This is a genomic window from Rickettsiella endosymbiont of Miltochrista miniata (genome assembly GCF_964031245.1).
In the GTDB taxonomy this organism is placed as follows: Bacteria; Pseudomonadota; Gammaproteobacteria; order Diplorickettsiales; family Diplorickettsiaceae; genus Aquirickettsiella.
In genome coordinates, this window is sequence record NZ_OZ035017.1 from 1177483 (window position 1) to 1201269 (window position 23787).

Genomic DNA, 23787 nt, shown 5'->3' on the forward strand with positions numbered 1-23787 from the left:
AGTACAACCTTTTTACCTAATACGAATATTAAAATTTAACCTATAAATAATCTTGGATCATCATTTCAGCAATTTGTATAGCATTTAGGGCCGCACCCTTACGAATATTATCCGCTACGATCCACATGTCCAAGCCCAAGGGATGGGAAATATCGTCGCGAAGTCGGCCTACTAACACTTTATCGCTATTAGCATGGGAAACGGGTGTTGGATATCCATTATTGGCAAGCTTATCGATAACTAACACACCAGGAGCTTTTTTTAATAACTGCTTGGCTTGGTTAGCAGTGATTTTTTTCTTAGTTTCTATATGTACTGCTTCAGAGTGTCCATGAAACACAGGTACTCTAACCGCGGTAGGGTTCACTCGAATTTCTGGATCGGCAAAAATCTTTTGTGTTTCCCAAACCATTTTCATTTCTTCACGTGTATATCCATTTTTTTCAAACTCATCAATATGCGGAATGACATTGAAGGCAATTTGCTGAGTAAAAGCTTTCGGCTGCTTAATAGGTAAACCATTTAGCAATTGACCTGCTTGCTGTATCAGTTCATGAAATGCAGACTTCCCTGCGCCAGAAACGGATTGAAAAGTTACAACATTAATACGGCTTATACCAACGGCGTCATAGATCGGCTTCAAAGCGACTAACATTTGTATCGTAGAACAATTTGGATTCGCAATAATACGACGTTTTTTATAACCTGCTAATGCTTCGGGATTCACTTCTGGAATAACTAAAGGAACATCTTTGTCGTAACGAAATTCTGGGGTATTATCAATAACTAGGCAACCACTTTGTGTAGCCTTAGGAACATACTGAGCAGAAACATCCGAACCGGCGGTAAATATCGCGATATCAGCTTGCTTAAAATCAAATTCAACCAAATCTGACACGAGAAGTTGTTGTTTATTAAATTCCATCGTTTCGCCAGAAGAACGTTCACTGGCGAGTAGATAGAGATGGTTAATCGGAAATTTTCGTTGCTGTAAAATACTTAACACAGATTGACCGACAAAACCTGTAGCGCCAATGATGGCTAAATTAAATTTCTTGCTCATAACGAGTTAACTGCTCTTGGGTTAATAAAAATATTTCCGCTTCACCATGTTCAAATTCAAGCCAGAAAAAAGGAATTTGTGGATAACGCTTAATTAAAGCTTTTTTACTATTACCCACCTCCATAATCAAAATACCCTTTTCTTTCAAATATTTTTTGGCATGCTTAAGAATCTGAATAACAAAATCTAAACCATCCTTTCCCGCTGCTAGAGCCGCGGCAGGTTCATGCTGATATTCTAGAGGCAAACTCGCAAAGTCTTCAGCGTCAACATAAGGCGGGTTACTAATAATAATATCGTAAAGTCGGCTATTTAGGTTTTGGAAAAGATCAGAATGGATTAAATTAACTTGTCCTTGTAATTTATGCGCGGCTACGTTAATGGCTGCCACTGCTAATGCATCTTTCGAATTATCGACAGCATCAATACGTGCTTCAGGTAAAGCATACGCACAAGCAATCGCGATACAACCGCAACCCGTTCCAATATCAAGTATCGTATTGATTTTTTTAGTATTTTTAATCCAAGGACTAAAGTCGCGTTGAATTAATTCAGCTATTGGTGACCGTGGTATCAACACACGTGTGTCCACATAAAATGATAAATCTGCAAAGTTTGCTTCATTCACCAAATAAGCGGTAGGAATACGATCCTCAACACGCTGACGAATATTTTCTATAAGTAAACGACGCTCAGTTAAGGTTAAACTTGCGGCTAAAAAACATGGATTCAAAAGAGGCCCAAGTTTTAGTGTCGATAACACTAAATAAAGTATTTCATCCCATGCATTATCAGTTCCATGACCATAATAAAGATTTGCTTTATTAAATTGAGTAAATCCCCAGCGCAAGATGTCTTGCAAATGTCTAAATTCGAATAATGCAGCTTTAAGCTCTTCATCAGAAATACAATAAGATAATTTAACCACAAAGTTTTAAAAGTTGAGTAGAATATTCCACATTTAAACATAGGCCTAATGGAGAAACAATCAACAGACACTAAGATAAAGGAATAGTTCGCCTAGATTAAGCCAATTGAGTACACTGAAAAATTTATCTGGCAATCCAGAGGATAATGAATATGGAAGAAAAACCATCCGACCTGCCGATCATTGATAAAAACATAGATAAAACATTCACAAAAAATTCGAACAAAATTTTAAAGGAGTTACTCGATCTATTTATAAAAGAAACCCCTACGTTACAAAAAGAAATCAATCTAGCCTTTAGAAACAAACAACAGCAAAAACTTGAAGATCGATTGCATAAGTTACTAGGTTCTTGTGCCTATTGTGGATGGTTAAGGCTTAAAGTCAGCATCATTACACTAGAAAACGCCACAGCAAAACAAAACTATTCTAACGAGTTACTAGAGCAATTGAATCTAGAAATAGAGGCAGCGTTGGAGAAGGCAAAAGAAATAACTCGAGCATAAAAAACGATCTACTCGTCATTGCGATGCACATAATATATTGACGTCATTGCGAGCGCCATAGGCGCGCAGCAATCTAGATATTCGCTCGCCATGACGGTGACTTTTTAAATTAGTTTCCATTCTCTGTACGTTCGACGAGTTCAACCATCGCCATTGGCGCACAATCACCGGCACGGTATCCGCATTTCAAAATACGTAAGTAACCACCAGGTCTTTTTTTAAAGCGTGGGCCTACGGTATTAAAAAGCGTGGCCACCGCTTCCTTATTACGTAAACGATCAAAAGCTAAACGCCGTTGAGCAACACCATCACTCTTAGCTAAAGTAATAAGTGGTTCGGCAACTCGACGCAGTTCTTTAGCTTTAGCCACGGTAGTACATATGATTTCTTTGGTTAACAACGACGCAACCATATTTCGGAACATTGCTGTTCTGTGACTAGATGTACGGCCTAATCGACGGCCTGAATTAAGATGACGCATAACACTTAGCCCTTTAAATTAATCTTTGTTAATATCTTCAGTTTTTTCTAATTTTTCTGCTTCTTCTGCACCCTCTAAAGATTTTTTTAGAGAGGTCAGTTGTTGTATGGGAACATCCATACCTAAGGATAATCCACGTTTTTGTAAAGCAGTTTTAATTTCCCATAAAGACACTTTACCTAAATTCGGGGTTGATAAAAGTTCTGATTCGGTTTTAGTAACTAAGTCGGCAATACGATAAATATGTTCAGCCTTTAAACAATTAGCCGCACGTACCGTTAATTCTAATTCATCCACAGGAAGTAATAACATAGGGTTAATATCAACCAGATCTTCAACCACTTCATCTTCTGTTTCATGTTGTAATTCAACAAAAGTATGTAATTGTTCCTGTATGATCGTCGCCGCTCGACGTATTGCTTCTTCAGGTTCGATGGTACCGTTAGTTTCTAAATCGATAACTAACTTATCTAAATCTGTACGCTGCTCAACACGTGCATTTTCAACTGCATAGGTCGCACGTAATATAGGATTAAAGCGTGCATCCAATTGTAATGAGCCAACTTCACTCACGAATTGATCATCTGCCTTACGTAGCGATGCGGGTTGATAACCACGCCCTCTTACCACTTTAAGCGTCATTTTAAATTCTTTCGGCTTGGTTAAATGCGCGATAACAAAATCAGGATTCTTAACTTCAACGTCATGCGGTAAGGTAATATCTCCAGCGCACACAGGTCCGACTGTATTCTTGGTTAGTTCCAGTGTGACTTCTTCTTTACCATGCATCAGGAAAGCAACGCCTTTTAAGTTAAGCAAAATATCGATAATATCTTCTTGGACACCTTCTAAACTACTATACTCGTGAAGCACACCTTCGATTTTTGCTTCCACAACCGCACAGCCTGGCATAGACGATAGCAATATACGACGTAGGGCATTTCCTAAGGTATGACCGAAACCAGCTTCAAAAGGCTGCAAAGTAATTAACGCTCTATTTGGCGCGATACTTTGAACTTCGATGGTTTGTGGGGTTAAAAACTTCTTAACATTCGTCGACATGGGCTACCTTCTTACTTAGAGTAATACTCAACGACTAGATTCTCATTAAATTCTAAGGGCAATTCGCTACGCTCAGGAATTAACTTAACGATTCCCTGTAACTTAGTGGAATCCACATCTATCCAACCAGGCTGGATTTTTTGCTTAGCAAGTTCTAATGCAGCTTGAATACGGGTTTGAGCCTTACTTTTTTCTTTAATCTCAATAACATCGCCTGCCTTAACTTGATAAGAAGGGATATTAACAATACTAGCATTCACTTTTACGGATCGATGCGTAACTAACTGTCTAGCTTCGGCACGTGTCGATGCAAATCCCATACGATACACTACGTTATCTAAACGGCATTCTAACAATTTAAGCAGATTTTCGCCGGTAATCCCTTTACGCTTAGCAGCTTTAGCATAATAAAGTCGAAATTGTCTTTCCAATACGCCATAAGTACGTCGAATTAATTGTTTTTGGCGAAACAGTACACCAAACTCAGATAATCTACCACGTTTTGCGCCATGCATACCCGGAGGTGTAGCTAACTTACATTTGCTGTCAAGTGCACGTATACCACTTTTTAACTGTAAATCAGTCCCAAGTCTGCGTGCTAATTTACAAGTAGGACCTCGGTATCTAGCCATTAAATTATTTACTCCCAATTATTAATATAATACTCTTCGCACTTGAATTTTTGTCTGCGTTGCCGCTCAACTCGCAATCCTCATGTATCTTGAATACACTCCGGTTGCTTCATTCTCGCGGCGCCTTGTCAAAAATCCCATTGCTGTGAGTATACTCTCTGAATATCTTCTAAACTCGACGCCGTTTAGGGGGTCGACAACCATTGAAAGGAATGCCTGTAACATTAAGTATTTGTGTGACCTCTATATCTTTGTTCTTCAGTGCCATAATGGCTTGTTCCGATCCCTGACCGGGTCCTTTAATTCTAACTTCAACACGTCCCATGTTATGTTTATACTTAGCTCTATATTTATCGCAGGCCTTTTCTATGGCCTTTTCGAAAGCAACCCGAGCAGCAAAGGCAGTGCCCTTTTTAGTGCCTTTAAAGTCACAAGCTCCGGCCGAAGATATACCTAAGGTATCGCCGCCCTTGCGTATACAAATAATCGTATTGTTAAACGAGGTGCTCAGATGAACTATCGCATCCGGCATAACCTCTTTACGCTTACGGTGAGCTCCCGCTAAAGCCTTATCGGCCATAGTCATGGGGGGCTGCGAAGCATGTGAATTGTAATCTGTCATATTAGTGAATACCTACGCTTATGCATTTTATTAGTGACATGGCCATTAATCCTTACGAATCATTTTTCGAGGACCCTTACGCGTACGTGCGTTAGTGCGAGTACGTTGACCACGGACGGGTAAACCACGACGATGGCGGATGCCTCTATAACAACCTAGGTCCATCAAACGTTTGATACTGATGGAAACCTCACGCCGTAAATCACCTTCTACTTTATAAGTGAGAAGCTTTTGCCGTATAGCATCTAACTGGGCATCTACAAGGTCCTTAACTTTAGTCTCAGGCGATATAGCCAAGTCTTGGCATATTTCCCTTGCACGGGATCGTCCAACCCCATAGATGGCGGTTAAGCCTATAACGACATGTTTATTTATTGGTATATTGACACCGGCTATTCTAGCCATTTTTCACTCCAAACCCTTAAATTTAAGATATTTCAGAAGGCGCAGTAGGGTATCTCACTCCTGACTAAAAATCAATAACACTCACTGGAAAAATATCTTTGCACACAACAAAAATTGATGAGCCCGTCATGGCGCGAGGCCGAAACGCCAGTGAGACCGCGGGCAATCCAGAAAAAATTAAGTTTTTCACTGGATTGCCGCGCGCTACGCGCTCGCAATGACGAAAAATGCTCAACAAGCCAAAAAACTAGCCCTGACGCTGCTTGTGACGAGCTTCAGCTGAACATATAACTCTCAATTTTCCCTTACGTTTAATAACCTTACAGTTTCGGCAAATTTTTTTAATCGACGCTCTAACTTTCATAATAACCTCTAAAGATGATGCTCATATTTTCTGTGCCAATACTAATAGGCACTGCCTGGCCCGCCAGACAAACCCTTCAAATTGGCCTTTTTAAGTAGCGATTCATATTGATGCGACATCAACAAAGATTGAACTTGGACCATAAAGTCCATAATGACCACTACAATAATTAATAGGGAAGTGCCCCCAAAATAGAAAGGGACATGCCAAGTAAATATCATAAACTCAGGTAATAAGGCAACCAAAACCAGATATATACAACCTATTAAAGTAAGCCTGGTCATCGTTGTATCAATATACCTCGCACTTTGCTCACCGGGTCTAATACCAGGAATAAATGCCCCTGACTTTTTTAAATTGTCTGCGGTTTCTCTAGGATTAAAAACCAACGCCGTATAAAAAAAAGAAAAGAATATGATTGCGGCAGCAAATAACAAAATATATAAAGGTTGTCCCGGTGCTAACCAGAAACTAAGCTTCCCTAACCAACCCAAGCCTTTCACGTTAGCAAACCAATTGGCAAAGGTTCCGGGTAGTAACATGATGCTGGAGGCAAATATGGGTGGAATAACTCCTGCCATATTGATCTTTAAAGGCAAATGACTGGTTTGCGCGCTATAAATTTTTCGACCCTGTTGGCGTTGCGGATAATTAACGGTGATACGACGTTGTCCTCGCTCCATAAATACGACAAAAGCCGTTACCAAAACAATAACGGCCAAAATACAGAGTAAGGTAAGAAACTGTACCTGTCCCTGCCTAAATTGCTCCAAGGATTTAGCCATAGCCACTGGCAGTCCTGATACGATTCCTGAGAAAATTATCAAAGAAATACCATTACCGATACCATGCTCGGTAATCTGCTCTCCTAACCACATCAAAAACATGGTACCTGTCACCAAGGTAACCGTAGCTACAAAATAAAAGAAAAAACTTGGGTTTAGAACAACTTGATTAGCTACCAACCATTTTGCCATACCCACTGCTTGGATTAATGCCAATAGCGCAGTGCCATAACGTGTATATTGATTAAGTTTACGACGCCCTGCTTCACCCTCTTTCTTAAGCTCCTCCAATGCAGGCGTTACGGCTGTTAAAAGCTGCACGATAATTGAAACAGAAATATAAGGTAAAAGACCTAAAGCAAATACGGTAAATCGGGAAAGCGCTCCCCCCGAAAACATATTGAATAAACCTAAAATGCTATTGCTTTGATGACTAAACAAATCTGCTAAGCGATGTGGATCTAAGCCTGGCACGGGTATATGGGCACCAATGCGATAAATAATCAACGCCAATAAAACAAATAGTAAACGTCTTTTAAGTTCACTAAACCCACTATTCGGGGCACGCGCTTTTGTAGAAGCTGCAGCTGCTAGATGGCTAATTTTGTCCATCTATTTAAGCCTCAACACTGCCACCGGCTGCTTTAATTAAGGCTTCAGCTCCTTTAGTCAATTTTATACCTTTTACGGTCACTGACTTTTCAAGTGTACCTGTTGCTATGAATTTAACTTCTTTTGTCAGAGCAGGAATCAATCGACAATCTTTTAGTACTTGTATATCAACGACCTCAGCCTTAATTTTATTTAAGACATCAATACGTAGCACTTGTAATGGTAATGATTTAAGTGAGGTAAATCCGAACTTAGGTAAACGTCTTTGTAAGGGTGTTTGTCCACCTTCAAAACCTAGTTTATGAAAGCCGCCCGCACGTGCACGTTGGCCTTTATGACCTCGCCCACAAGTCTTTCCCAAACCAGAACCTATTCCTCTCCCTACGCGCTTTGCAGTAGGCTTTGAGCCTGGAGCCGGCTTCAATGTATTAAGATACATGGTTAAATTTCCTCTACTTTAAGTAAGTAAGATACTTGATCGATCATTCCACGCATAGGCAAATTATCTTTCACTTCAACGATCTGATTTAATCGCTTTAAGCCCAATGAAAGGACCGTCGCAGTATGGTGAGGCAAACGACCCGAGATACTACGTATGAGAGTCAAGCGCAATTTTTTTTCTGACATATCTACTTACCTAATTATTCGTAAATTTCTTTAATTGATTTTCCGCGTTTGTCCGCAATCATTTCAGGTGTAGACATACTCGACAACGCCTTTAAAGTGGCTCGCACGACATTGATTCGATTTGAGGACCCAATAATCTTCGCTATGACATTTTTAATGCCCAACACTTCAAAAATTGCGCGCATAGGACCACCCGCAATAATACCTGTTCCTTCAACCGCAGGAAGTATAATAACTTTAGTCGCCCCGTGACGACCGACCAACGGATGGTATAGCGTATGATTATTCAGTTCGATATAAAGCATGTCACGTCGCGCCTTTTCCAGCGCTTTTTGCATAGCAACAGACACTTCTCTTGCCGGACGTTTGCTAAAACCAATACGTCCTTTGCCATCGCCTACTACCACTCCGGCAGCAAAACTAAAAATACGTCCACCTTTGACGACTTTAGCGTGACGATTAACTGCTATTAGTTTTTCTTGCAAACCATCACTTTTTGTTGATTGATCAAAACTCATCGATGAATAACCTTTTAATTAAAAGGGCAATCCGGCTTCCCGGGCTGCCTCTGCCAATGCCTTGATACAACCATGATACTTAAAACCTGAACGATCAAAAGCCACTTGATTAATTCCAACGGCTAATGCTCTCTTTGCTATAAAATCACCAACCACTGTCGCTGACTTAATATTATTTCCAGTCGTAGTACCTAAGGTCTTGATTTCTTTATCTAGCGTAGAAGCGCTTGCCAATATCTTGTCTCCTCGATCAGAAGATACAATAATTTGCGCATAGATATGCTTAGAAGTACGTCCCACACACAGACGCGGAACACCCAATTGACGTATCTTAGCGCGTGTTTTGGTTGCCCTGCGTTTTCGCTTTAACTTCTTGTCTAACATGCCTACCTCATTGCTATTTTTTCTTTGTTTCTTTCAATTTAATGCGTTCATTTGCATAACGAACACCTTTACCTTTGTAAGATTCCGGTGGACGATACTGACGTATCTCTGCCGCAACCTGCCCAACTAATTGCTTATTAAATCCCTGTATAACGATTTCAGTCGGTGTCGGTGTCGTGATCGTAATTCCATCCGGGATTTCATAATCTCTAGGGTGTGAAAATCCCAATGTAAGGTTAATTTTTTTACCTTGCACATTAGCACGATAACCCACACCCACTAATTGCAGCACTTTCTTAAAGCCATCAACTACACCTGCAATCGCATTCGCAATATTGGCACGCGTTGTCCCAGCTAAAGCATCTGCCATAGTACTCTCATCTATAGGGCTAACCTGCAAAGATTTGTCTCTAATTTCAATGTTAACTTGATCAGCCAACTTTAAATTCAATACACCTTTGCTGCCTTTAACAACTAATGTTTTTCCATCCAGCGTGACTTGCGCATCGCCGAAATTTATTGGATTTTTTGCAACTCTTGACATACCAACCTTTATCTTAACGTTTATTCAACGATAGCAATAACTTCGCCGCCTTGACCTAAAGCTCGAGCCGCTCTATCTGTCATTAACCCTTTTGGAGTAGAAATAATAGCGACTCCTAAACCTGCTACCACTTTGGGTAAGTCAGTCGCAGAACGATAAATTCGCAAACCAGGACGACTCACACGTTTTAATGAAGCGATAACGGGCTTATCCATATAATATTTTAAAAATATTGTCAGCGCGGATCTAAAACCCTTTTCTTCACATTGAAAATCAGTAATATAGCCTTCTTCTTTTAACAATTTAGCAATAGCTAATTTTATTTTTGATGAAGGCATCGATACCGTTGGCTTTTCAATAGCTTGGGCATTTTTTATTCGGCAGAGCATATCTGCGATAGGATCTTGCATACTCATATTTTTTTACCTTACCAGCTTGATTTTACTAATCCTGGGAGCTCACCTTTCATAGCATAAAGCCGCAGCATATTTCGAGACAATCCAAAGTGTCGATAAACACCTCGTGGTCGTCCTGTTAAACGACAACGGTTGCGTAATCGCACGGGAGAAGAATCACGTGGCAATAATTGAATTTTCTGTTGCGCCAACCATTTATCTTCATCAGATGCGTTTAGACTATAAATAATTTCTTTTAACTCAGCACGTTTTACCGCATATTTTTTAACGATAAGTTCGCGCTTTTTCTGGCGCATAATTACACTTTTCTTTGCCATAAATATTAATTCTCTTTAAACGGAAACTCAAATGCTGCTAATAAAGCCCGGCCTTCCCGATCAGTTTTTGCAGTGGTAGTAATCGTAATATCCATACCTCGTAACGCATCAATAGTATCGTATTTAATCTCAGGAAAAACGATTTGTTCACGTATCCCTAAACTATAATTACCGCGACCATCAAAAGATCGAGGACTAAATCCACGGAAATCTCGAATCCGCGGTATTGCTACGCTGATTAATCGATCTAAAAACTCGTACATACGATTTTTTCGCAGTGTTACTTTACAGCCAATAGGCCAGTCTTCACGGATTTTAAAACCCGCGTTAGATTTCTTAGCTTTAGTAATAATTGGTTTTTGTGCAGCAATTAACGTCATATCTGACGCGGCTGCATCAATAACTTTCTTATTAGCGGCGGCTTCACCCACACCCATATTGAGTGTAATTTTAGTAATACGTGGAACTTCCATGACACTACCATAGGCAAATTCTTGCTTAAGTTGGGCCATAACCGTATTTAAATAATGTTCTTTTAACCTTACCATCAAATCTCACCTAATTATTAGATATCAACCAGTTCACCGTTGGATTTAAAGATGCGTACCATCCTTCCATCCTCCAGCTTTTTTATCCCCACTTTATCGCCTTTTTTCGATACTGGATTATACACAGCCAAATTCGTTAAATTAATTGCCGCTTCTTGCGTGACTATCCCCCCAGCAACATTTTTTTGCGGGTTAGGTTTTACGTGTTTTTTTATTAAGTTAATTCCTTCCACGCGCGCACGATTCTGAGCCACGTTAATGTTCAGTACCTTTCCTTGTTTACCTTTGTCTTTACCGGTTAAGGCGATGACGGTATCACCCTTTCTAATTTTACGCATGTTTTGGTCTACCTTTATAATACTTCAGATGCTAATGAGATAATTTTCATAAAGCGTTCGGTACGTAATTCTCTAGGAACAGGACCAAATACACGCGTGCCTAATGGTTGTAATTGTGCAGTCAACAAAATAACTGCATTGCTATCAAAACGTATCACGCTACCATCGTTTCTACGTACTCTTTTTTTAGTACGAATAACAACGGCGTGACAAACCTCGCCTTTTTTAACTTTACCGCGCGGCACAGCCTCTTTAACACTGACTCTAATAACATCGCCGACTCCGGCATAGCGCCTTTTTGATCCGCCTAATACCTTAATACACATCACTCTACGGGCGCCGCTATTATCTGCCACAGCTAATTCTGTTTGCATTTGTATCATAAATAACTTCCCCTATCCCGCCGTTTCTTCAGGAACGGGTTGCTGATTTATCGATTTTACTACCACTTGCACGAGCGACCAGGCTTTACGTTTTGAAATTGGACGTCCTTCCTGAATAATAACAGTATCTCCTTCTTGACACTGATTTTCAGGATCATGCGCAAGAATTTTACTGCTACGTTTCAAGTATTTTCCATACTTAGGATGTTTCACTTTACGTTCTATGGAAACATTGATGGTTTTATCCATCTTATTACTGATAACTCGTCCCGTTAAGGTCCGCTTTACTTTACTAGCTTGGCTCATACTTTCTGGCCTATATTTTCGTGTAAAATAGTTAATGATGTTGCTAACAACCGCCTAACTGCTTTCAATCTATGTGTCGCAGTCAATTGATGTGTCGCATGTTGTGCTTCTAATTTAAACTTTTCCTGTCCTAACTTAAAGCTTTCTTCCCTAAGCGATTCTATTGATAATTTTCGTAATTCAGCTTTCTCTTTTTTATTCATTAAAGTACCGTCCGCGTTACAAAGTTAGTCGTCATAGGCAATTTTGCTGCTGCCAATTTTAAAGCCACTTTAGCTGTTTCAGCAGAGATGCCTTCCATTTCAAATAAAACACGCCCTGGCTGTATGACTGCTACCCAATATTCAACGCTGCCCTTACCTTTACCTTGACGTACTTCTAAAGGTTTTTTAGTAATCGGTTTGTCAGGAAATATCCTAATCCAAACTTTCCCACCTCGTTTTATGTGTCGCGTTAAGGCACGGCGCGCTGCTTCAATTTGCCTCGAAGTAATAAAGCCTGCAGCGGTTGCTTTCAAGCCGTATTGTCCAAAACTAACTTCTGTACCTCGTGTAGCAATACCGCGATTACGCCCTTTAAACTGCTTACGATATTTTGTTCGCTTGGGTTGCAACATAATCTTTTCCCAAATTACCTATTCTTCACTATTATTTTAACGCGTAGCTTCATCGACAATTTCTTTATTCACAGCATGTTTAGGCGCGGATTGACGTCTGCGACTATAATGCTTTTGATTTCGATCATCAAGGAATTGTGTCTTAGCTTCTGTAGTTTCTAAATTCGAAATTTTTGAGCGATCAAAAACTTCACCCTTATAAATCCAAACCTTTACACCTAATTTTCCATAGGTTGTTTGCGCTTCCGCTAAACTGTAATCGATATCCGCTCGGAAAGTATGCAATGGAACACTTCCTTCTTGATAGCGTTCGCTACGTGCAATTTCAGCCCCACCTAAACGTCCGGACACATTAATTTTAATTCCAAGTGCACCCAAACGTAACGCGGTTTGCACAGCACGTTTCATCGCTCGACGAAACATAACTCGACGCTCTAATTGCTGCGCAATATTTTCTGCCACTAATTTTGCATCCAATTCAGGTTTCTTTACTTCCACTACGGAAAGTCGAACTGGCACCAGCATAATTTTTTCTAATTGTTCTCTTAAACGATCGATATATTCCCCTTTTTTACCTATCACTATGCCTGGTTTTGCAACAGCTATGGTTATTTTTGATTTTCTAGCCGCTCGCTCTATTTGTATAGAAGAAACTCCCGCTTGCAATAGCGCCTTTTCTATCTGCTTACGAGCACATAAATCGCTGTAAAGATTATCCGCATACTCACGCGACTTTTTTGCATACCATCTTGCTGTCGATGTTCGGGTAATACCTAAACGTATTCCAACAGGATTTACCTTATGGCCCATAATTAGTTTTTCTCCCCATTAACATCTGACACTTTCACTGTAATGTGACAAGTTGGTTTTAATATGCGATTACTTCGACCTTTAGCTCTGGCGTGCATACGTTTTAAAGTAGGGCCTTGGTCAACAAAAATAGTCGAAACTTTCAGTGTATCGATATCCGCTCCAGCATTATGTTCTGCATTAGCAACGGCTGATTCCAAAACTTTTTTTATAGCCTTAGCATTTTTTTTGACACTAATGGTCAAAACTTGCAGTGCTTTCTCCACGGTCAGACCGCGTACCTGATCCGCTACTAATCGACACTTTTGCGGTGACAACCGTGCGTATTTTAAACGTGCAGCAACTTCCACTTTCTATACCTCATTAACTATTTTTTTTCATCTGCGCCTTTGGCTTTCTTATCAGCTGCCCTATGGCTACGAAAAGTTCGCGTAATAGAAAACTCTCCTAATTTGTGGCCTATCATATTTTCTGTAATATAGACAGGAACAAAATCACGACCATTATGAATCGCTATCGTCAAACCTATCATTTCAGGCAAAATCATAGAGCTACGTGACCATGTTTTAATAGGTCGCTTAACACTAGCCGCTTGTGCGGCCTGTACCTTTTTCGTTAAATGTCCCTGTATATATGGACCTTTTTTTACTGAGCGTGGCACTAGATCACCTCATCAAATTAAATTATTTCTTTTTACGCCGTTGCACAATCATTTTGGCATTACGTTTATTTCGGCGAGTTTTATATCCCTTGGTTGGAAGACCCCAAGGACTGACAGGATGTCGTCCACCTGACGTTTTACCTTCACCACCACCATGCGGATGGTCGACTGGGTTCATCGCCACACCTCTAACAGTAGGCCGAATTCCACGCCAACGAGATGCCCCTGCTTTCCCTAAAGAACGCAGATTATGATCATTATTACTGACAACACCTATGCTTGCTTTACATTCGACAGGGACTTTTCTTAGCTCTCCCGATCGCAGCCGTATAGTAGCATAATCTCCCTCACGCGCAATGAGCTGTACATATGCGCCAGCACTACGTGCCAACTGAGCGCCTTTACCAGGCTTCAGTTCGATCGCATGTAATACCGTCCCAACAGGGATATTGCGTAAAGGCAATGAGTTACCCGGCCTTATCAAGGCTTCCGACCCTGCTGTTACTTGCATACCCACTTTAAGGTCATTCGGAGCCAAAATATAACGCCGTTCACCATCCGGATACAGTATTAAAGCGATGTGTGCGGTACGATTTGGGTCGTATTCTATTCTTTCAGCACGGCCCGCTATTCCTTCTTTATCTCGCTTAAAGTCGATCAATCGATATTGCTGTTTATGACCACCACCTTGGTGACGAGTCGTAATCCTTCCTTGATTATTGCGTCCACCCTTTTTAGGTTTTGGAGCCAATAAACTACTATGTGGTTTACCTTTATGTAGACCTACTTTGGAGATCTCAACGACAAAGCGACGGCCTGGTGAGGTAGGATTTGCTTTTTTACTAGGCATAAAACTTATTTCTCTCTATTTTGTTCCGGTAAAATCAATGTCGTAACCATCTTTTAAGCTTACATAAGCTTTTTTCCAACCTTTTAACTGACCTTCAACTTGTTTAAAGCGTCGACCTTTAGCTTTTACATTCAAAAGTTGCACGGCATTTACTTTCACATTAAACAGAGATTCTACTGCTTGTTTGATTTCTGACTTATTTGCATTCTTTAATACTTTAAAAACAAACTGTCGATGCTTATCGGCTAACATCGTAGATTTTTCTGATAAATGCGGCCGTTGAATAATCTTAAACCGGCGCAACTGCTGAGTTAGGGCAATATTCATCATGCTAAGAGTTCCTCAATTTGTTTTAAAGCAGGCGCTGTAATTAATATTTTTTCATAATTAATTAAGTTAACAGGATTGATAGCTTCCACGTCAGTTAACTCTACTTTATGTAAATTTCTTGCCGCTAAATAAATATTTTCATTAACTTCTTCAAGAACAACAAGGACCTTGTGATCAATATTCAGTTCTTGAAGCTTAGCCACGAAATCACGTGTCTTGGCTTTCTCAAGATCAAACGATTCCAAAACTACAAATCGTCCTTGTCGTAATAATTCTGAACAAATGGATCGCATCGCTGCGCGATACATTTTCTTATTTACCTTTTGCGAAAAATCTTGCGTACTTGATGCAAAAGTAACTCCACCACTACGCCACAGCGGACTACGGATAGTACCTGCTCTTGCACGACCCATACCTTTTTGTTTCCAAGGCTTCTTTCCACCACCGCTCACCGCAGAACGATTTTTTTGGGCGCGCGTACCTTGCCGTCCTCCTGCTAAATAAGCAGTGACAACTTGATGAACTAAAGGCTCATTAAAACGACAACCAAAGACAGTTTCTGACAACTGCAGTTCTTGATTCGAGCCATTCTTTGTTACTAAAGCCACTTGCATAACACCATTCCAAAAATTTATATCTCAATATTTCTATTTAATCTCTACCAAGGGATCAACCTTTGTTTCGTTTATTCTTTTTTCTTACTGCGGGTTTTATAATAAGGTGTCCGCCTGGCGCTCCTGGCACCGCTCCTTTTATATGCAGCAAATGCCGTTCAGGATCGACCTTGACTACTTCTAACGACTGAATAGTGCAACGGTGATTCCCTAACTGTCCGCACATTTTTTTCCCTTTAAATACCCGGCCCGGCGATTGGCGCTGACCAATAGAACCTGGAGCACGATGCGAAAGCGAATTACCATGGGTTGCATCTTGAGTAGCGAAATGATGTCTCTTAATAACACCTGCAAATCCTTTACCTTTATTAGTTCCCGTTACGTCTACCCATGTACCCAATTTAAATAACTCGCCAACAGTAATTTCTTTTCCTAATGACAAATCTTTAACAAATTCACTATCTTCGTCACTTAATTGAAACTCCCAAAGACCCTTTCCAGGCTCAACATTGGCCTTAGCAAAATGACCTGCTTCCGCTTTATTTAGCCGTGAAGAAGATTTTTTATCTGTAGTTACTTGAACAGATTCATAACCATCGTGTTCTTTAGTTTTAATTTGAACCACACGATTAGGTAGTATTTCAACGAGCGTGACAGGTATTGCCGCACCATTCTCAGCATATATCTGTGTCATACCACATTTTCGACCTATTAAACCCATTGTCATAACAAAACACCTTCACTGAATTAGTATTTTTAAGGAAATTACTTATCTTTCTTATCACTCTTATCTTTTTTGTCGCTCATGGTTTTCACCTGGATGTCGACATTAGACGGTAAAGCCTCAAGATATCTAATCGCATCGACTGTTTTATCAGTTGACGCATAAACATCTATTATGCGTTTATGCGTACGTATTTCATATTGGTCTCGAGCATCTTTATCGACATGTGGTGAAGTGTTAACCGTCAACTTTTTTTTGTGTGTCGGCAAAGGAAGCGGAGAGATAATAGCTCCGGTTCGTTTTAATGAATTCACAATCTCTTTCGTTGTCGCATCGATTAATCGATGATCAAACGCAAGTAGCACTATACGCAAATCTGGGACTTTTAAAGACATAATTATTTCCTACTGACCATTAGGCCTTTTTACCTTTTTTAACAAGATTAGAAACAACACCAGACCCTACGGTTTTACCACCTTCACGAATTGCGAAACGTAAACCTTTTTCCATAGCAACACCATATTCATTCATCAGTGTCACTGTAATTTTAACGTTGTCACCCGGCATTACCATTTCCGAACCTTCAGGAAGCTTAATCGTTCCAGTTACATCGGTCGTTCGAAAATAAAATTGTGGTTTATAGTTATTCATGAATGCCGTATGACGGCCGCCTTCTTCCTTAGTCAATACATAAATTTCCGCTTCAAATTCTACCCAAGCTTCTACTGTACCTGGCTTAGCTAATACTTGACCGCGTTCCACATCTTCACGCTTTAATCCTCTGATTAACGCACCAATGTTATCGCCTGCTTCACCTTGATCTAGCAACTTACGGAACATTTCCACGCCCGTCACAGCGGTATCTTGTACTGCTCTTAAACCTACCACTTGTACAGCATCACCTACTTTAACAATTCCACGTTCTACACGGCCGGTTACTACCGTTCCACGACCTGAAATCGTAAACACATCTTCGATGGGCATTAAGAAAGGCTTATCGGTATCACGTACGGGTTCTGGGAAATAATCATCCATCGCCTTAACTAGCGCAATAACACCACCACCTTCGCAATCACCTTCTAGTGCTTTCTTAGCCGATCCACGAATAATTGGAATATCATCGCCTGGAAATTCATATTTAGAAAGTAATTCTCTGATTTCCATTTCCACTAAGTCTAATAACTCGGCGTCATCTACCATGTCACATTTATTCATGAATACAACAATGTTAGGCACACCGACTTGTCGCGCTAATAAGATGTGTTCACGTGTTTGTGGCATAGGACCGTCTGCCGCACTAACCACCAAAATAGCACCGTCCATTTGTGCAGCACCGGTAATCATGTTTTTGACATAATCGGCGTGACCTGGACAGTCAACGTGTGCATAGTGACGTTTTTCACTTTCATACTCTACGTGTGAAGTCGAAATAGTAATACCACGCGCCTTTTCTTCTGGGGCTTTATCGATCTTATCAAACGCAATCGCTTCGCCACCAAATTTGTCTGCCATACATTTGGTAATGGCTGCGGTCAATGTTGTCTTACCATGATCAACGTGGCCTATCGTTCCCACATTTAAGTGGGGCTTATTTCGTACAAATTTTCCAGTGGCCATAATTTTTACCTCAATAACTATTAATTATTTACTATCATCTTTTTTACGAATAATGCCATCCGCAACGTTAGCGGGAGCTTCGTTATATTTACCAAACTCCATCGTATAGGTTGCACGTCCTTGAGTCGCTGAACGTAAGTCTGTGGCATAACCAAACATTTCAGAAAGTGGAACCTCAGCGCGTATCATTTTCCCACCACCCGCAGGCAAATCTTCCATACCCTGCAAAATTCCACGCCGGCGATTCAAATCACCCATGACATCACCCATATACTCTTCAGGCGTTACTACTTCAACTTTCATAATCGGCTCTAACAAGACAGGCGACGCTTTGCGTGCTCCTTCTTTAAAAGCCATTGAGCCCGCAATTTTGAAAGCCATTTCACTGGAATCGACATCGTGATAAGTACCATCAAAAAGTGTTACCTTCACATCTACGACTGGGTAGCCTGCTATGACACCATTTTCTAATTGCTCTTTTATCCCTTTATCCACGGCTGGAATATATTCTCTAGGAATAACCCCGCCGACAATAGCATTTTCAAATTCGTAGCCTTTACCTGCTTCTAATGGTTCCAGCTTTATCCATACATGGCCATATTGACCGCGACCACCACTTTGACGAACAAACTTCCCTTCTTGTTCAACGGCTTTACGTATGGTTTCTCGATAAGCGACTTGCGGTTTACCGACATTCGCTTCGACACTGAATTCTCGCTTCATACGGTCAACAATAATTTCTAAATGCAGTTCTCCCATACCAGAAATAATGGTTTGACCTGATTCTTCATCGACACGCACTCGAAAGGAAGGATCTTCTTGCGCTAGTTTACTCAAGGCAATAGACATTTTCTCTTGGTCGGCCTTGGTTTTAGGCTCTACCGCTACGGAGATAACTGGCTCAGGGAACTCCATGCGCTCCAACGTAATAATATTATTTGGATCTGAAAGTGTATCACCGGTTGTGGTGTACTTCAGACCAACAGCGGCAGCAATATCGCCTGCACGAACTTCTTTTATTTCTTCGCGTGTATTGGCGTGCATTTGCACGATACGTCCTATACGCTCTTTTTTACTTTTAACTGGGTTGTAAACACCATCGCCGCTCTTTACAACACCTGAATAGACTCGAAAATACACCAGCGAACCAACAAAAGGATCGGTAGCAATTTTAAACGCAAGCGCTGCAAAAGGCGCATCATCAACCGGCGGTCTTTCAGCAACCGTTTGATTAGCATCATCGAGCACACCTTTAATGGCTGCAACATCATTAGGCGCCGGTAAATACTCAATAACGGCATCCAACATCGCTTGCACACCCTTATTCTTAAAGGCAGAACCACATAGCACAGGAACAATCTTACTATCTAAGGTCAACACACGAATAGCATGCTTGACTTCATCAGGTGTAAATTTTTCGCCGTTAAGGTAACGCTCCGTCATCTCTTCAGAAGCTTCAGCGACTGCCTCAATCAGTTTCTCATGCCAAATTTCACACTCAGCTTGTAGGGCTTCGGGAATATCTCGATACTCAAAACGCATGCCTTGCGTACTTTCATCCCAGTAAATAGCCTTCATCTGCACTAAATCAACGACGCCTTCAAATTTTTCTTCTGCACCTATCGGGATATGGATAGGAATCGGACGCCCGCCCAAGCGCTTAGCTATCTGCTCAACGACGCGCAAGAAGTTTGCACCCGCTCTATCCATCTTATTCACAAAGGCAAGACGCGGCACCTGATATTTATTTGCTTGACGCCATACTGTTTCCGATTGCGGCTCAACACCACTCACAGCACAAAAGACGACACAAGCTCCATCCAGCACACGCAGTGAACGTTCCACTTCAATAGTAAAATCGACGTGTCCAGGCGTATCAATGATATTGATACGATGCTGAGGAAATTGATGGGCCATACCATCCCAAAAGCAGGTGGTCGCAGCCGAGGTAATCGTAATACCGCGCTCCTGCTCTTGAGCCATCCAATCCATAATGGCGGTGCCCTCATGGACCTCACCTAGCTTATGTGATACCCCAGTATAAAATAATATACGCTCTGTTGTTGTTGTCTTCCCCGCATCTATATGGGCAATAATACCGATATTTCGATAGCGTTCTATGGGTGTTTGTCGATCCACACTCAGTACCTTTTAAATTTTTTGAAATCAGCCGAACCGGAAATGAGCAAAAGCTTGGTTAGCCTTAGCCATACGGTGCGTATCTTCTCGTTTTTTCACTGCGATGCCTTTATTGTCATAAGCATCCAAAATCTCTGCCGACAAGCGCTGTGCCATGGTCTTTTCGCTACGTTGACTCGCTGCTACCTTCAGCCAGCGCATAGCTAAGGCTGTACGTCGCGACGGCCGCACTTCAACTGGAATTTGATAGGTCGAGCCGCCCACACGCCTTGCTCTTACCTCAACATTCGGTCGGATATTATCTAAAGCTTGGTCAAAAACATCGAGCAATGCGTCCGCATCAAATCCTTGCTTACTACTACCTTCCCCGCCTGCTTCTTCGTCTCTATCTACTTTTTTAGACTTATCTCTTAATCGGGCATCTAAGCGTTCTAAAGCGCCATAAACGATTTTTTCCGCAACAGCTTTTTTCCCATTCTTCATCACTGAATTAATGAATTTACTCAATAACTCACTTTTAAACTTAGGATCAGGGAGGATAACCCTTTTAGCAGCAACACGTCTTCTTGGCATAACTCAATTCCTAGCTATTAATTTATTTATCTTTAGGCCGTTTAGCACCATATTTAGAACGCCCTTGTTTTCGACCCGATACCCCTGAGGTATCTAAAGCGCCGCGCACTACGTGATATCGAACACCAGGCAAGTCTTTTACACGACCGCCACGCATCAGAATAACCGAGTGCTCTTGGAGATTATGACCTTCACCACCGATGTAAGTCGTTACTTCCATGCCGTTGGTTAAGCGCACCCGCGCCACCTTACGTAAAGCCGAATTTGGCTTTTTAGGTGTAACTGTATAAACACGTGTGCAAACACCGCGTTTTTGGGGGCATTCGCCCAACGCAGGTACCATTGATTTAGCGCGTCTTTGTACACGCGGCTTTCGTACTAACTGGTTAATTGTGGCCATGTAATCTCTTTACTCAAAAATGTGGCTTAAATTTAGTCTGAATACTTTCTTTTTTAGTGTAAATCACGTTTTTAGTTGCGTTTACACTAAATTTTTTAGGCGTTACAGTAAGCTCAAAAAATACTTTCTTCATCGAACGAAGAGGTGCGAGATTGTAAAGAGACCGCTCTAAGATGTCAAGTGTCGCCATCGGCTTATTCACTTATTTTTTACTCTTTTTTTTGTATTTTTTTAAACCTATACCGCCAGAATAGCTACCCGCTTTAGGCTTATTTTCTTATCTAAAATGGCCGATTATTTTTAGCGTAATTCTCCAATTATCTTAAATCTAAGCAGACTGGAAAATTTATCCCCCTTTCTTAACTTCCTAACCGGATTCCACCCCTTTTCGGCTTTGGGCTTTCGATCTCTGCTATTAGCTCTTTTACTGGTTTGAAAAATAGTCCTTTGGTTAGATTTCTTAGAGAGGATAAGGGGGCCATCATTTTCCTTCCATCTGGATCAGCTGGCTTATTTAAACGGGCAAAAAAGGTATTTAATTCATTGCTATCTTCACTGAGCTTGACATCGGCTGGTAAAATCATCCGTGGCTCAACGATACCCTTTGCGCCCGGGGCATTTTGCCCCGCTGCCTCTTGCTGATGGCCTGAGCTGAATAGCTTTTCCAACTGCGAAACATAGGCATTTCTATCGGCTTGTTTATCGCTATACTTAGGTAATTTTTTATATTCATAATAATATAATAACGTAGCATCATAGGCAGCTGAGGCTATTCCGGTGCGGTCCTTGCCGCTTTTGCAAGCCACCCAGAGCGAGCCATTGAGACAGTTCAAAATAATCGCTTCTGCACCACTTATCATCAACTGATTGTGACGCACATCTTCATCTATCAATCCACCCTGATCTAATGGTGTCGTCAGCAACGTATGCATTGCATGGAGTAAAAGCAAGGTATTTGGATCCAATTTCAATTTATGATGAATCCCCAATAAATTATTCAAAACTTCAATTAAATTTCGTTTATCACCTGTTGCGATTATTTTTTCTTCTTCGCACTGACTAAGTGTCCTTAACAATTGATTGTAGTTATATTCCTGGAATGAAATTCCATGTCGCTTAGCTTTTTCAGAAAAAATTGGATGTAAGTAGCGTCCGATAGCCCCTAGCAATAGGGCTGTATTATACGTGTTTGTTACACCTTGCTGGGAATAAGGGCCACCACGTCGCAATATGTTTAGAGGATGATTAGTCGATAACAAGGTAATTTTTAAGGGGTCACAGTTTTTGTATTTAAATAAACCATCAGGTTGTGTTTCTAGGCCCCATTTGGCTAAAAAATCTTTATAATAAATTGCTTGATTTAAACTAAAAAATAATACTTTTAGTCGCACGTGTTTTTCATCTACAGACTTATTAGGGTGAGATAATGCGTATTGAAAGAGCTCAACGATCTCCTCCTTCATTTTGTATATCTCGGTGTCATTGTCACTAGGTCCAGAAATCTTACTCTTAAGATCGGCTGCTGTTCCGGGTGACAACAGTGATTGCGTTAAAATAACAGCTTCTCTCATTTGTTTTGCACCAGCCCGTTTAATTTGTTCCTCCAAACTCAATCTAATCTGACTGGCCATATTCAAACAGGTTACGCGGTATTCTTCATCGTAAGCATCTTTATTATTCATCAAATCCACCGGCCTTGGCGTGGCATGCCGAAAATAAGCTAAGCTTTCAACACCGTTAATACGGCAAACGTGTTTTGATAAATTCGCCAGCCCAGGGACAGAACGTAAAGAAGATGGAATAGTATTTTTTAATAGCGTAGCTTGATTAGCTCGAATAAAACCTTGTTGCCAAGGTGATAACCACTTAAACCAGAATGGTGAAGTTTTATCGTTAATCTTTTTATATTCTTCAGCCAAAAGATCCTGATCATGGTAAGGAATTTCTTGCTGTGTCACTTCAAGTTGATTACTTTTAACAGTCATACCAGTTACTTCAAATTGACTGCTTTTAACCACCGTATCCAAAGCTTCTCGTCCATTTTTCCACACCGAATAACGTTCTGCCTCACATAAAGATTGAAAAGGGTCTTTTAATACGATATTTGCCTGCAATAGCTGTGTATACTTGCTAAGCAAATCACTTAAATTTTGCTTTCCTCCATCTAGAGAAGTGATAACATCCAACTTCGACGTGTATTCTTCGTAAAACTCATCAATACAAACGATGATAGCTATATATTTTTCTATCAATTGACTCGTTTCTTTATTATTGACATTTTTTGTAAGTTCAATGTTTTTTAAAGCATCGACTAATAAAAGCATCCCTGCTTTAAAAGATTTTCCACGTCGTTTTAAATTTTCTTTAAGGTCGTGTATTTCAGCTGCAAATAGTATCTTTTTCATGGGATTATTCTTTTTTTGTTAATATCTCATATCAAAAAAATTGATATATCTGCCAATTAAAGCAGAAGATTATTAACAAAAAATGAACGCGCTGAACTTTCTTCAGCTGATTTTCACTATTTAATGTATAGGGGAAGTGTTACAAAAAGATTAAAAAAAATGCACCGTAAAGTGCATTTTTTTATAAACTAGAGAAGATTTAACGAT

Annotated in this window: 36 protein-coding genes; 1 reads left to right on the forward strand and 35 read right to left on the reverse strand. The window is 40.6% G+C overall.

The annotated features are described in order from the left end of the window. Positions 1–40: 40 nt before the first annotated feature. Positions 41–1063: an aspartate-semialdehyde dehydrogenase gene (locus AAHH40_RS05375; RefSeq protein WP_342219656.1), complete on the reverse strand. Its 1023-nt coding sequence runs from the start codon at positions 1061–1063 to the stop codon at positions 41–43. Next, the gene (gene prmB / locus AAHH40_RS05380) at positions 1047–1991 is read right to left on the reverse strand and encodes a 50S ribosomal protein L3 N(5)-glutamine methyltransferase (protein ID WP_342219657.1); all 945 of its coding nucleotides are present in this window, start codon (positions 1989–1991) and stop codon (positions 1047–1049) included. Before prmB ends, AAHH40_RS05375 begins: the two co-directional genes overlap by 17 nt. A gap of 152 nt (positions 1992–2143) precedes the next feature. On the opposite strand from prmB, the gene AAHH40_RS05385 reads away from it, so the two are divergent. Beyond that, entirely contained in the window at positions 2144–2497 is a 354-nt protein-coding gene (locus AAHH40_RS05385) for an Hpt domain-containing protein (protein ID WP_342219658.1), read from the forward strand. A gap of 109 nt (positions 2498–2606) precedes the next feature. Here AAHH40_RS05385 and rplQ read toward each other — a convergent pair whose 3' ends face one another. The 33 genes from rplQ to AAHH40_RS05550 all read right to left on the reverse strand — a co-directional run bounded on the left by rplQ (position 2607) and on the right by AAHH40_RS05550 (position 23580). Then, positions 2607–2978, reverse strand: coding sequence for a 50S ribosomal protein L17 (rplQ, locus tag AAHH40_RS05390; RefSeq protein ID WP_342219659.1), 372 nt, complete (start codon positions 2976–2978; stop codon positions 2607–2609). An 18-nt stretch (positions 2979–2996) separates the two neighbouring features. Further along, complete coding sequence (locus tag AAHH40_RS05395; protein ID WP_342219660.1) at positions 2997–4040, reverse strand: DNA-directed RNA polymerase subunit alpha; 1044 nt, start codon at positions 4038–4040, stop codon at positions 2997–2999. An 11-nt stretch (positions 4041–4051) separates the two neighbouring features. Beyond that, a complete protein-coding gene (gene rpsD / locus AAHH40_RS05400) occupies positions 4052–4672 on the reverse strand; it encodes a 30S ribosomal protein S4 (protein WP_342219661.1) in 621 nt (206 codons plus the stop codon). A 169-nt stretch (positions 4673–4841) separates the two neighbouring features. Next, complete coding sequence (rpsK, locus tag AAHH40_RS05405) at positions 4842–5294, reverse strand: 30S ribosomal protein S11 (RefSeq protein WP_342219662.1); 453 nt, start codon at positions 5292–5294, stop codon at positions 4842–4844. A 45-nt stretch (positions 5295–5339) separates the two neighbouring features. Further along, on the reverse strand, positions 5340–5699 hold the full coding sequence (gene rpsM / locus AAHH40_RS05410; protein ID WP_342219663.1) for a 30S ribosomal protein S13: 360 nt from the start codon (positions 5697–5699) through the stop codon (positions 5340–5342). 247 nt (positions 5700–5946) lie between these two features. After that, positions 5947–6063, reverse strand: a complete 117-nt coding sequence (rpmJ, locus tag AAHH40_RS05415; RefSeq protein ID WP_339049872.1) for a 50S ribosomal protein L36 — start codon at positions 6061–6063, stop codon at positions 5947–5949. Positions 6064–6104: 41 nt separating this feature from the next. Continuing rightward, positions 6105–7460 (reverse strand): preprotein translocase subunit SecY, encoded by a 1356-nt coding sequence (secY, locus tag AAHH40_RS05420; protein ID WP_342219664.1) that lies wholly within the window; start codon positions 7458–7460, stop codon positions 6105–6107. Between the two features lie 4 nt (positions 7461–7464). Further along, complete coding sequence (gene rplO / locus AAHH40_RS05425) at positions 7465–7899, reverse strand: 50S ribosomal protein L15 (protein WP_342219665.1); 435 nt, start codon at positions 7897–7899, stop codon at positions 7465–7467. Positions 7900–7901: 2 nt separating this feature from the next. After that, positions 7902–8087 (reverse strand): 50S ribosomal protein L30, encoded by a 186-nt coding sequence (gene rpmD / locus AAHH40_RS05430; protein WP_342219666.1) that lies wholly within the window; start codon positions 8085–8087, stop codon positions 7902–7904. 14 nt (positions 8088–8101) lie between these two features. Further along, positions 8102–8605 (reverse strand): 30S ribosomal protein S5, encoded by a 504-nt coding sequence (gene rpsE, locus AAHH40_RS05435; protein WP_342219667.1) that lies wholly within the window; start codon positions 8603–8605, stop codon positions 8102–8104. 18 nt (positions 8606–8623) lie between these two features. Further along, a complete protein-coding gene (gene rplR, locus AAHH40_RS05440; protein WP_342219668.1) occupies positions 8624–8989 on the reverse strand; it encodes a 50S ribosomal protein L18 in 366 nt (121 codons plus the stop codon). 13 nt (positions 8990–9002) lie between these two features. After that, positions 9003–9533, reverse strand: coding sequence for a 50S ribosomal protein L6 (rplF, locus tag AAHH40_RS05445; protein WP_342219669.1), 531 nt, complete (start codon positions 9531–9533; stop codon positions 9003–9005). Between the two features lie 20 nt (positions 9534–9553). Then, positions 9554–9949: a 30S ribosomal protein S8 gene (gene rpsH, locus AAHH40_RS05450; RefSeq protein WP_342219670.1), complete on the reverse strand. Its 396-nt coding sequence runs from the start codon at positions 9947–9949 to the stop codon at positions 9554–9556. An 11-nt stretch (positions 9950–9960) separates the two neighbouring features. Then, positions 9961–10245, reverse strand: a complete 285-nt coding sequence (gene rpsN / locus AAHH40_RS05455) for a 30S ribosomal protein S14 (protein ID WP_425287955.1) — start codon at positions 10243–10245, stop codon at positions 9961–9963. A 26-nt stretch (positions 10246–10271) separates the two neighbouring features. Further along, the gene (gene rplE / locus AAHH40_RS05460) at positions 10272–10814 is read right to left on the reverse strand and encodes a 50S ribosomal protein L5 (RefSeq protein ID WP_342219672.1); all 543 of its coding nucleotides are present in this window, start codon (positions 10812–10814) and stop codon (positions 10272–10274) included. A 17-nt stretch (positions 10815–10831) separates the two neighbouring features. Further along, positions 10832–11152: a 50S ribosomal protein L24 gene (gene rplX / locus AAHH40_RS05465; RefSeq protein ID WP_342219673.1), complete on the reverse strand. Its 321-nt coding sequence runs from the start codon at positions 11150–11152 to the stop codon at positions 10832–10834. A 14-nt stretch (positions 11153–11166) separates the two neighbouring features. Next, entirely contained in the window at positions 11167–11535 is a 369-nt protein-coding gene (gene rplN, locus AAHH40_RS05470; RefSeq protein WP_342219674.1) for a 50S ribosomal protein L14, read from the reverse strand. Positions 11536–11547: 12 nt separating this feature from the next. Further along, positions 11548–11841, reverse strand: coding sequence for a 30S ribosomal protein S17 (gene rpsQ, locus AAHH40_RS05475; RefSeq protein WP_342219675.1), 294 nt, complete (start codon positions 11839–11841; stop codon positions 11548–11550). Beyond that, entirely contained in the window at positions 11838–12044 is a 207-nt protein-coding gene (rpmC, locus tag AAHH40_RS05480) for a 50S ribosomal protein L29 (RefSeq protein ID WP_342219676.1), read from the reverse strand. The genes rpsQ and rpmC overlap by 4 nt, the downstream gene beginning before the upstream one ends. Beyond that, positions 12044–12457, reverse strand: coding sequence for a 50S ribosomal protein L16 (gene rplP / locus AAHH40_RS05485; RefSeq protein ID WP_342219677.1), 414 nt, complete (start codon positions 12455–12457; stop codon positions 12044–12046). The genes rpmC and rplP overlap by 1 nt, the downstream gene beginning before the upstream one ends. A gap of 36 nt (positions 12458–12493) precedes the next feature. Next, entirely contained in the window at positions 12494–13267 is a 774-nt protein-coding gene (gene rpsC, locus AAHH40_RS05490; RefSeq protein WP_342219678.1) for a 30S ribosomal protein S3, read from the reverse strand. A gap of 2 nt (positions 13268–13269) precedes the next feature. Further along, positions 13270–13617, reverse strand: a complete 348-nt coding sequence (gene rplV, locus AAHH40_RS05495) for a 50S ribosomal protein L22 (protein WP_342219679.1) — start codon at positions 13615–13617, stop codon at positions 13270–13272. A 17-nt stretch (positions 13618–13634) separates the two neighbouring features. Beyond that, a complete protein-coding gene (gene rpsS / locus AAHH40_RS05500) occupies positions 13635–13928 on the reverse strand; it encodes a 30S ribosomal protein S19 (RefSeq protein WP_342219680.1) in 294 nt (97 codons plus the stop codon). A 22-nt stretch (positions 13929–13950) separates the two neighbouring features. After that, entirely contained in the window at positions 13951–14778 is an 828-nt protein-coding gene (gene rplB, locus AAHH40_RS05505) for a 50S ribosomal protein L2 (protein ID WP_342219681.1), read from the reverse strand. A 15-nt stretch (positions 14779–14793) separates the two neighbouring features. Next, positions 14794–15108, reverse strand: a complete 315-nt coding sequence (gene rplW, locus AAHH40_RS05510) for a 50S ribosomal protein L23 (protein ID WP_425287956.1) — start codon at positions 15106–15108, stop codon at positions 14794–14796. Continuing rightward, positions 15105–15722 (reverse strand): 50S ribosomal protein L4, encoded by a 618-nt coding sequence (gene rplD / locus AAHH40_RS05515; protein ID WP_425287957.1) that lies wholly within the window; start codon positions 15720–15722, stop codon positions 15105–15107. Before rplD ends, rplW begins: the two co-directional genes overlap by 4 nt. A gap of 55 nt (positions 15723–15777) precedes the next feature. Then, positions 15778–16449, reverse strand: a complete 672-nt coding sequence (rplC, locus tag AAHH40_RS05520) for a 50S ribosomal protein L3 (RefSeq protein ID WP_342219682.1) — start codon at positions 16447–16449, stop codon at positions 15778–15780. Between the two features lie 38 nt (positions 16450–16487). After that, positions 16488–16841, reverse strand: coding sequence for a 30S ribosomal protein S10 (gene rpsJ / locus AAHH40_RS05525; protein WP_342219683.1), 354 nt, complete (start codon positions 16839–16841; stop codon positions 16488–16490). A 19-nt stretch (positions 16842–16860) separates the two neighbouring features. Beyond that, positions 16861–18063 carry an elongation factor Tu gene (gene tuf, locus AAHH40_RS05530; protein WP_342219684.1) on the reverse strand — a complete coding sequence of 401 codons (1203 nt, stop codon included), beginning with the start codon at positions 18061–18063 and terminating at the stop codon, positions 16861–16863. 24 nt (positions 18064–18087) lie between these two features. Beyond that, on the reverse strand, positions 18088–20202 hold the full coding sequence (gene fusA / locus AAHH40_RS05535) for an elongation factor G (RefSeq protein WP_342219685.1): 2115 nt from the start codon (positions 20200–20202) through the stop codon (positions 18088–18090). 27 nt (positions 20203–20229) lie between these two features. Further along, positions 20230–20775 (reverse strand): 30S ribosomal protein S7, encoded by a 546-nt coding sequence (rpsG, locus tag AAHH40_RS05540; RefSeq protein ID WP_342219686.1) that lies wholly within the window; start codon positions 20773–20775, stop codon positions 20230–20232. Positions 20776–20797: 22 nt separating this feature from the next. Continuing rightward, positions 20798–21175 carry a 30S ribosomal protein S12 gene (gene rpsL / locus AAHH40_RS05545; RefSeq protein ID WP_342219687.1) on the reverse strand — a complete coding sequence of 126 codons (378 nt, stop codon included), beginning with the start codon at positions 21173–21175 and terminating at the stop codon, positions 20798–20800. Between the two features lie 359 nt (positions 21176–21534). Further along, complete coding sequence (locus AAHH40_RS05550) at positions 21535–23580, reverse strand: hypothetical protein (protein WP_342219688.1); 2046 nt, start codon at positions 23578–23580, stop codon at positions 21535–21537. Positions 23581–23787: the final 207 nt, after the last annotated feature.

Coding starts and splice junctions, on each gene's coding strand:
- rpmJ (WP_339049872.1), bottom strand. CDS start 6,063: ATGAAAGTTAGAGCGTCGATTAAAAAAATTTGCCGAAACTGTAAGGTT.
- AAHH40_RS05385 (WP_342219658.1), top strand. CDS start 2,144: ATGGAAGAAAAACCATCCGACCTGCCGATCATTGATAAAAACATAGAT.
- rpsL (WP_342219687.1), bottom strand. CDS start 21,175: ATGGCCACAATTAACCAGTTAGTACGAAAGCCGCGTGTACAAAGACGC.
- rpsE (WP_342219667.1), bottom strand. CDS start 8,605: ATGAGTTTTGATCAATCAACAAAAAGTGATGGTTTGCAAGAAAAACTA.
- rplQ (WP_342219659.1), bottom strand. CDS start 2,978: ATGCGTCATCTTAATTCAGGCCGTCGATTAGGCCGTACATCTAGTCAC.
- tuf (WP_342219684.1), bottom strand. CDS start 18,063: ATGGCCACTGGAAAATTTGTACGAAATAAGCCCCACTTAAATGTGGGA.
- rpsK (WP_342219662.1), bottom strand. CDS start 5,294: ATGACAGATTACAATTCACATGCTTCGCAGCCCCCCATGACTATGGCC.
- rplC (WP_342219682.1), bottom strand. CDS start 16,449: ATGACAATGGGTTTAATAGGTCGAAAATGTGGTATGACACAGATATAT.
- rpmD (WP_342219666.1), bottom strand. CDS start 8,087: ATGTCAGAAAAAAAATTGCGCTTGACTCTCATACGTAGTATCTCGGGT.
- rplF (WP_342219669.1), bottom strand. CDS start 9,533: ATGTCAAGAGTTGCAAAAAATCCAATAAATTTCGGCGATGCGCAAGTC.
- rpsJ (WP_342219683.1), bottom strand. CDS start 16,841: ATGTCTTTAAAAGTCCCAGATTTGCGTATAGTGCTACTTGCGTTTGAT.
- rpsM (WP_342219663.1), bottom strand. CDS start 5,699: ATGGCTAGAATAGCCGGTGTCAATATACCAATAAATAAACATGTCGTT.
- rplE (WP_342219672.1), bottom strand. CDS start 10,814: ATGGTAAGGTTAAAAGAACATTATTTAAATACGGTTATGGCCCAACTT.
- rpsC (WP_342219678.1), bottom strand. CDS start 13,267: ATGGGCCATAAGGTAAATCCTGTTGGAATACGTTTAGGTATTACCCGA.
- rpsD (WP_342219661.1), bottom strand. CDS start 4,672: ATGGCTAGATACCGAGGTCCTACTTGTAAATTAGCACGCAGACTTGGG.
- rplP (WP_342219677.1), bottom strand. CDS start 12,457: ATGTTGCAACCCAAGCGAACAAAATATCGTAAGCAGTTTAAAGGGCGT.
- AAHH40_RS05550 (WP_342219688.1), bottom strand. CDS start 23,580: ATGAAAAAGATACTATTTGCAGCTGAAATACACGACCTTAAAGAAAAT.
- rplO (WP_342219665.1), bottom strand. CDS start 7,899: ATGTATCTTAATACATTGAAGCCGGCTCCAGGCTCAAAGCCTACTGCA.
- AAHH40_RS05375 (WP_342219656.1), bottom strand. CDS start 1,063: ATGAGCAAGAAATTTAATTTAGCCATCATTGGCGCTACAGGTTTTGTC.
- rplB (WP_342219681.1), bottom strand. CDS start 14,778: ATGCCTAGTAAAAAAGCAAATCCTACCTCACCAGGCCGTCGCTTTGTC.
- rplD (WP_425287957.1), bottom strand. CDS start 15,722: ATGCAAGTGGCTTTAGTAACAAAGAATGGCTCGAATCAAGAACTGCAG.
- rpsG (WP_342219686.1), bottom strand. CDS start 20,775: ATGCCAAGAAGACGTGTTGCTGCTAAAAGGGTTATCCTCCCTGATCCT.
- rpsN (WP_425287955.1), bottom strand. CDS start 10,245: ATGCGCCAGAAAAAGCGCGAACTTATCGTTAAAAAATATGCGGTAAAA.
- rplX (WP_342219673.1), bottom strand. CDS start 11,152: ATGCGTAAAATTAGAAAGGGTGATACCGTCATCGCCTTAACCGGTAAA.
- rpmC (WP_342219676.1), bottom strand. CDS start 12,044: ATGAATAAAAAAGAGAAAGCTGAATTACGAAAATTATCAATAGAATCG.
- rplN (WP_342219674.1), bottom strand. CDS start 11,535: ATGATACAAATGCAAACAGAATTAGCTGTGGCAGATAATAGCGGCGCC.
- rpsQ (WP_342219675.1), bottom strand. CDS start 11,841: ATGAGCCAAGCTAGTAAAGTAAAGCGGACCTTAACGGGACGAGTTATC.
- rplR (WP_342219668.1), bottom strand. CDS start 8,989: ATGTTAGACAAGAAGTTAAAGCGAAAACGCAGGGCAACCAAAACACGC.
- rpsH (WP_342219670.1), bottom strand. CDS start 9,949: ATGAGTATGCAAGATCCTATCGCAGATATGCTCTGCCGAATAAAAAAT.
- secY (WP_342219664.1), bottom strand. CDS start 7,460: ATGGACAAAATTAGCCATCTAGCAGCTGCAGCTTCTACAAAAGCGCGT.
- rplW (WP_425287956.1), bottom strand. CDS start 15,108: ATGATGAATATTGCCCTAACTCAGCAGTTGCGCCGGTTTAAGATTATT.
- AAHH40_RS05395 (WP_342219660.1), bottom strand. CDS start 4,040: ATGTCGACGAATGTTAAGAAGTTTTTAACCCCACAAACCATCGAAGTT.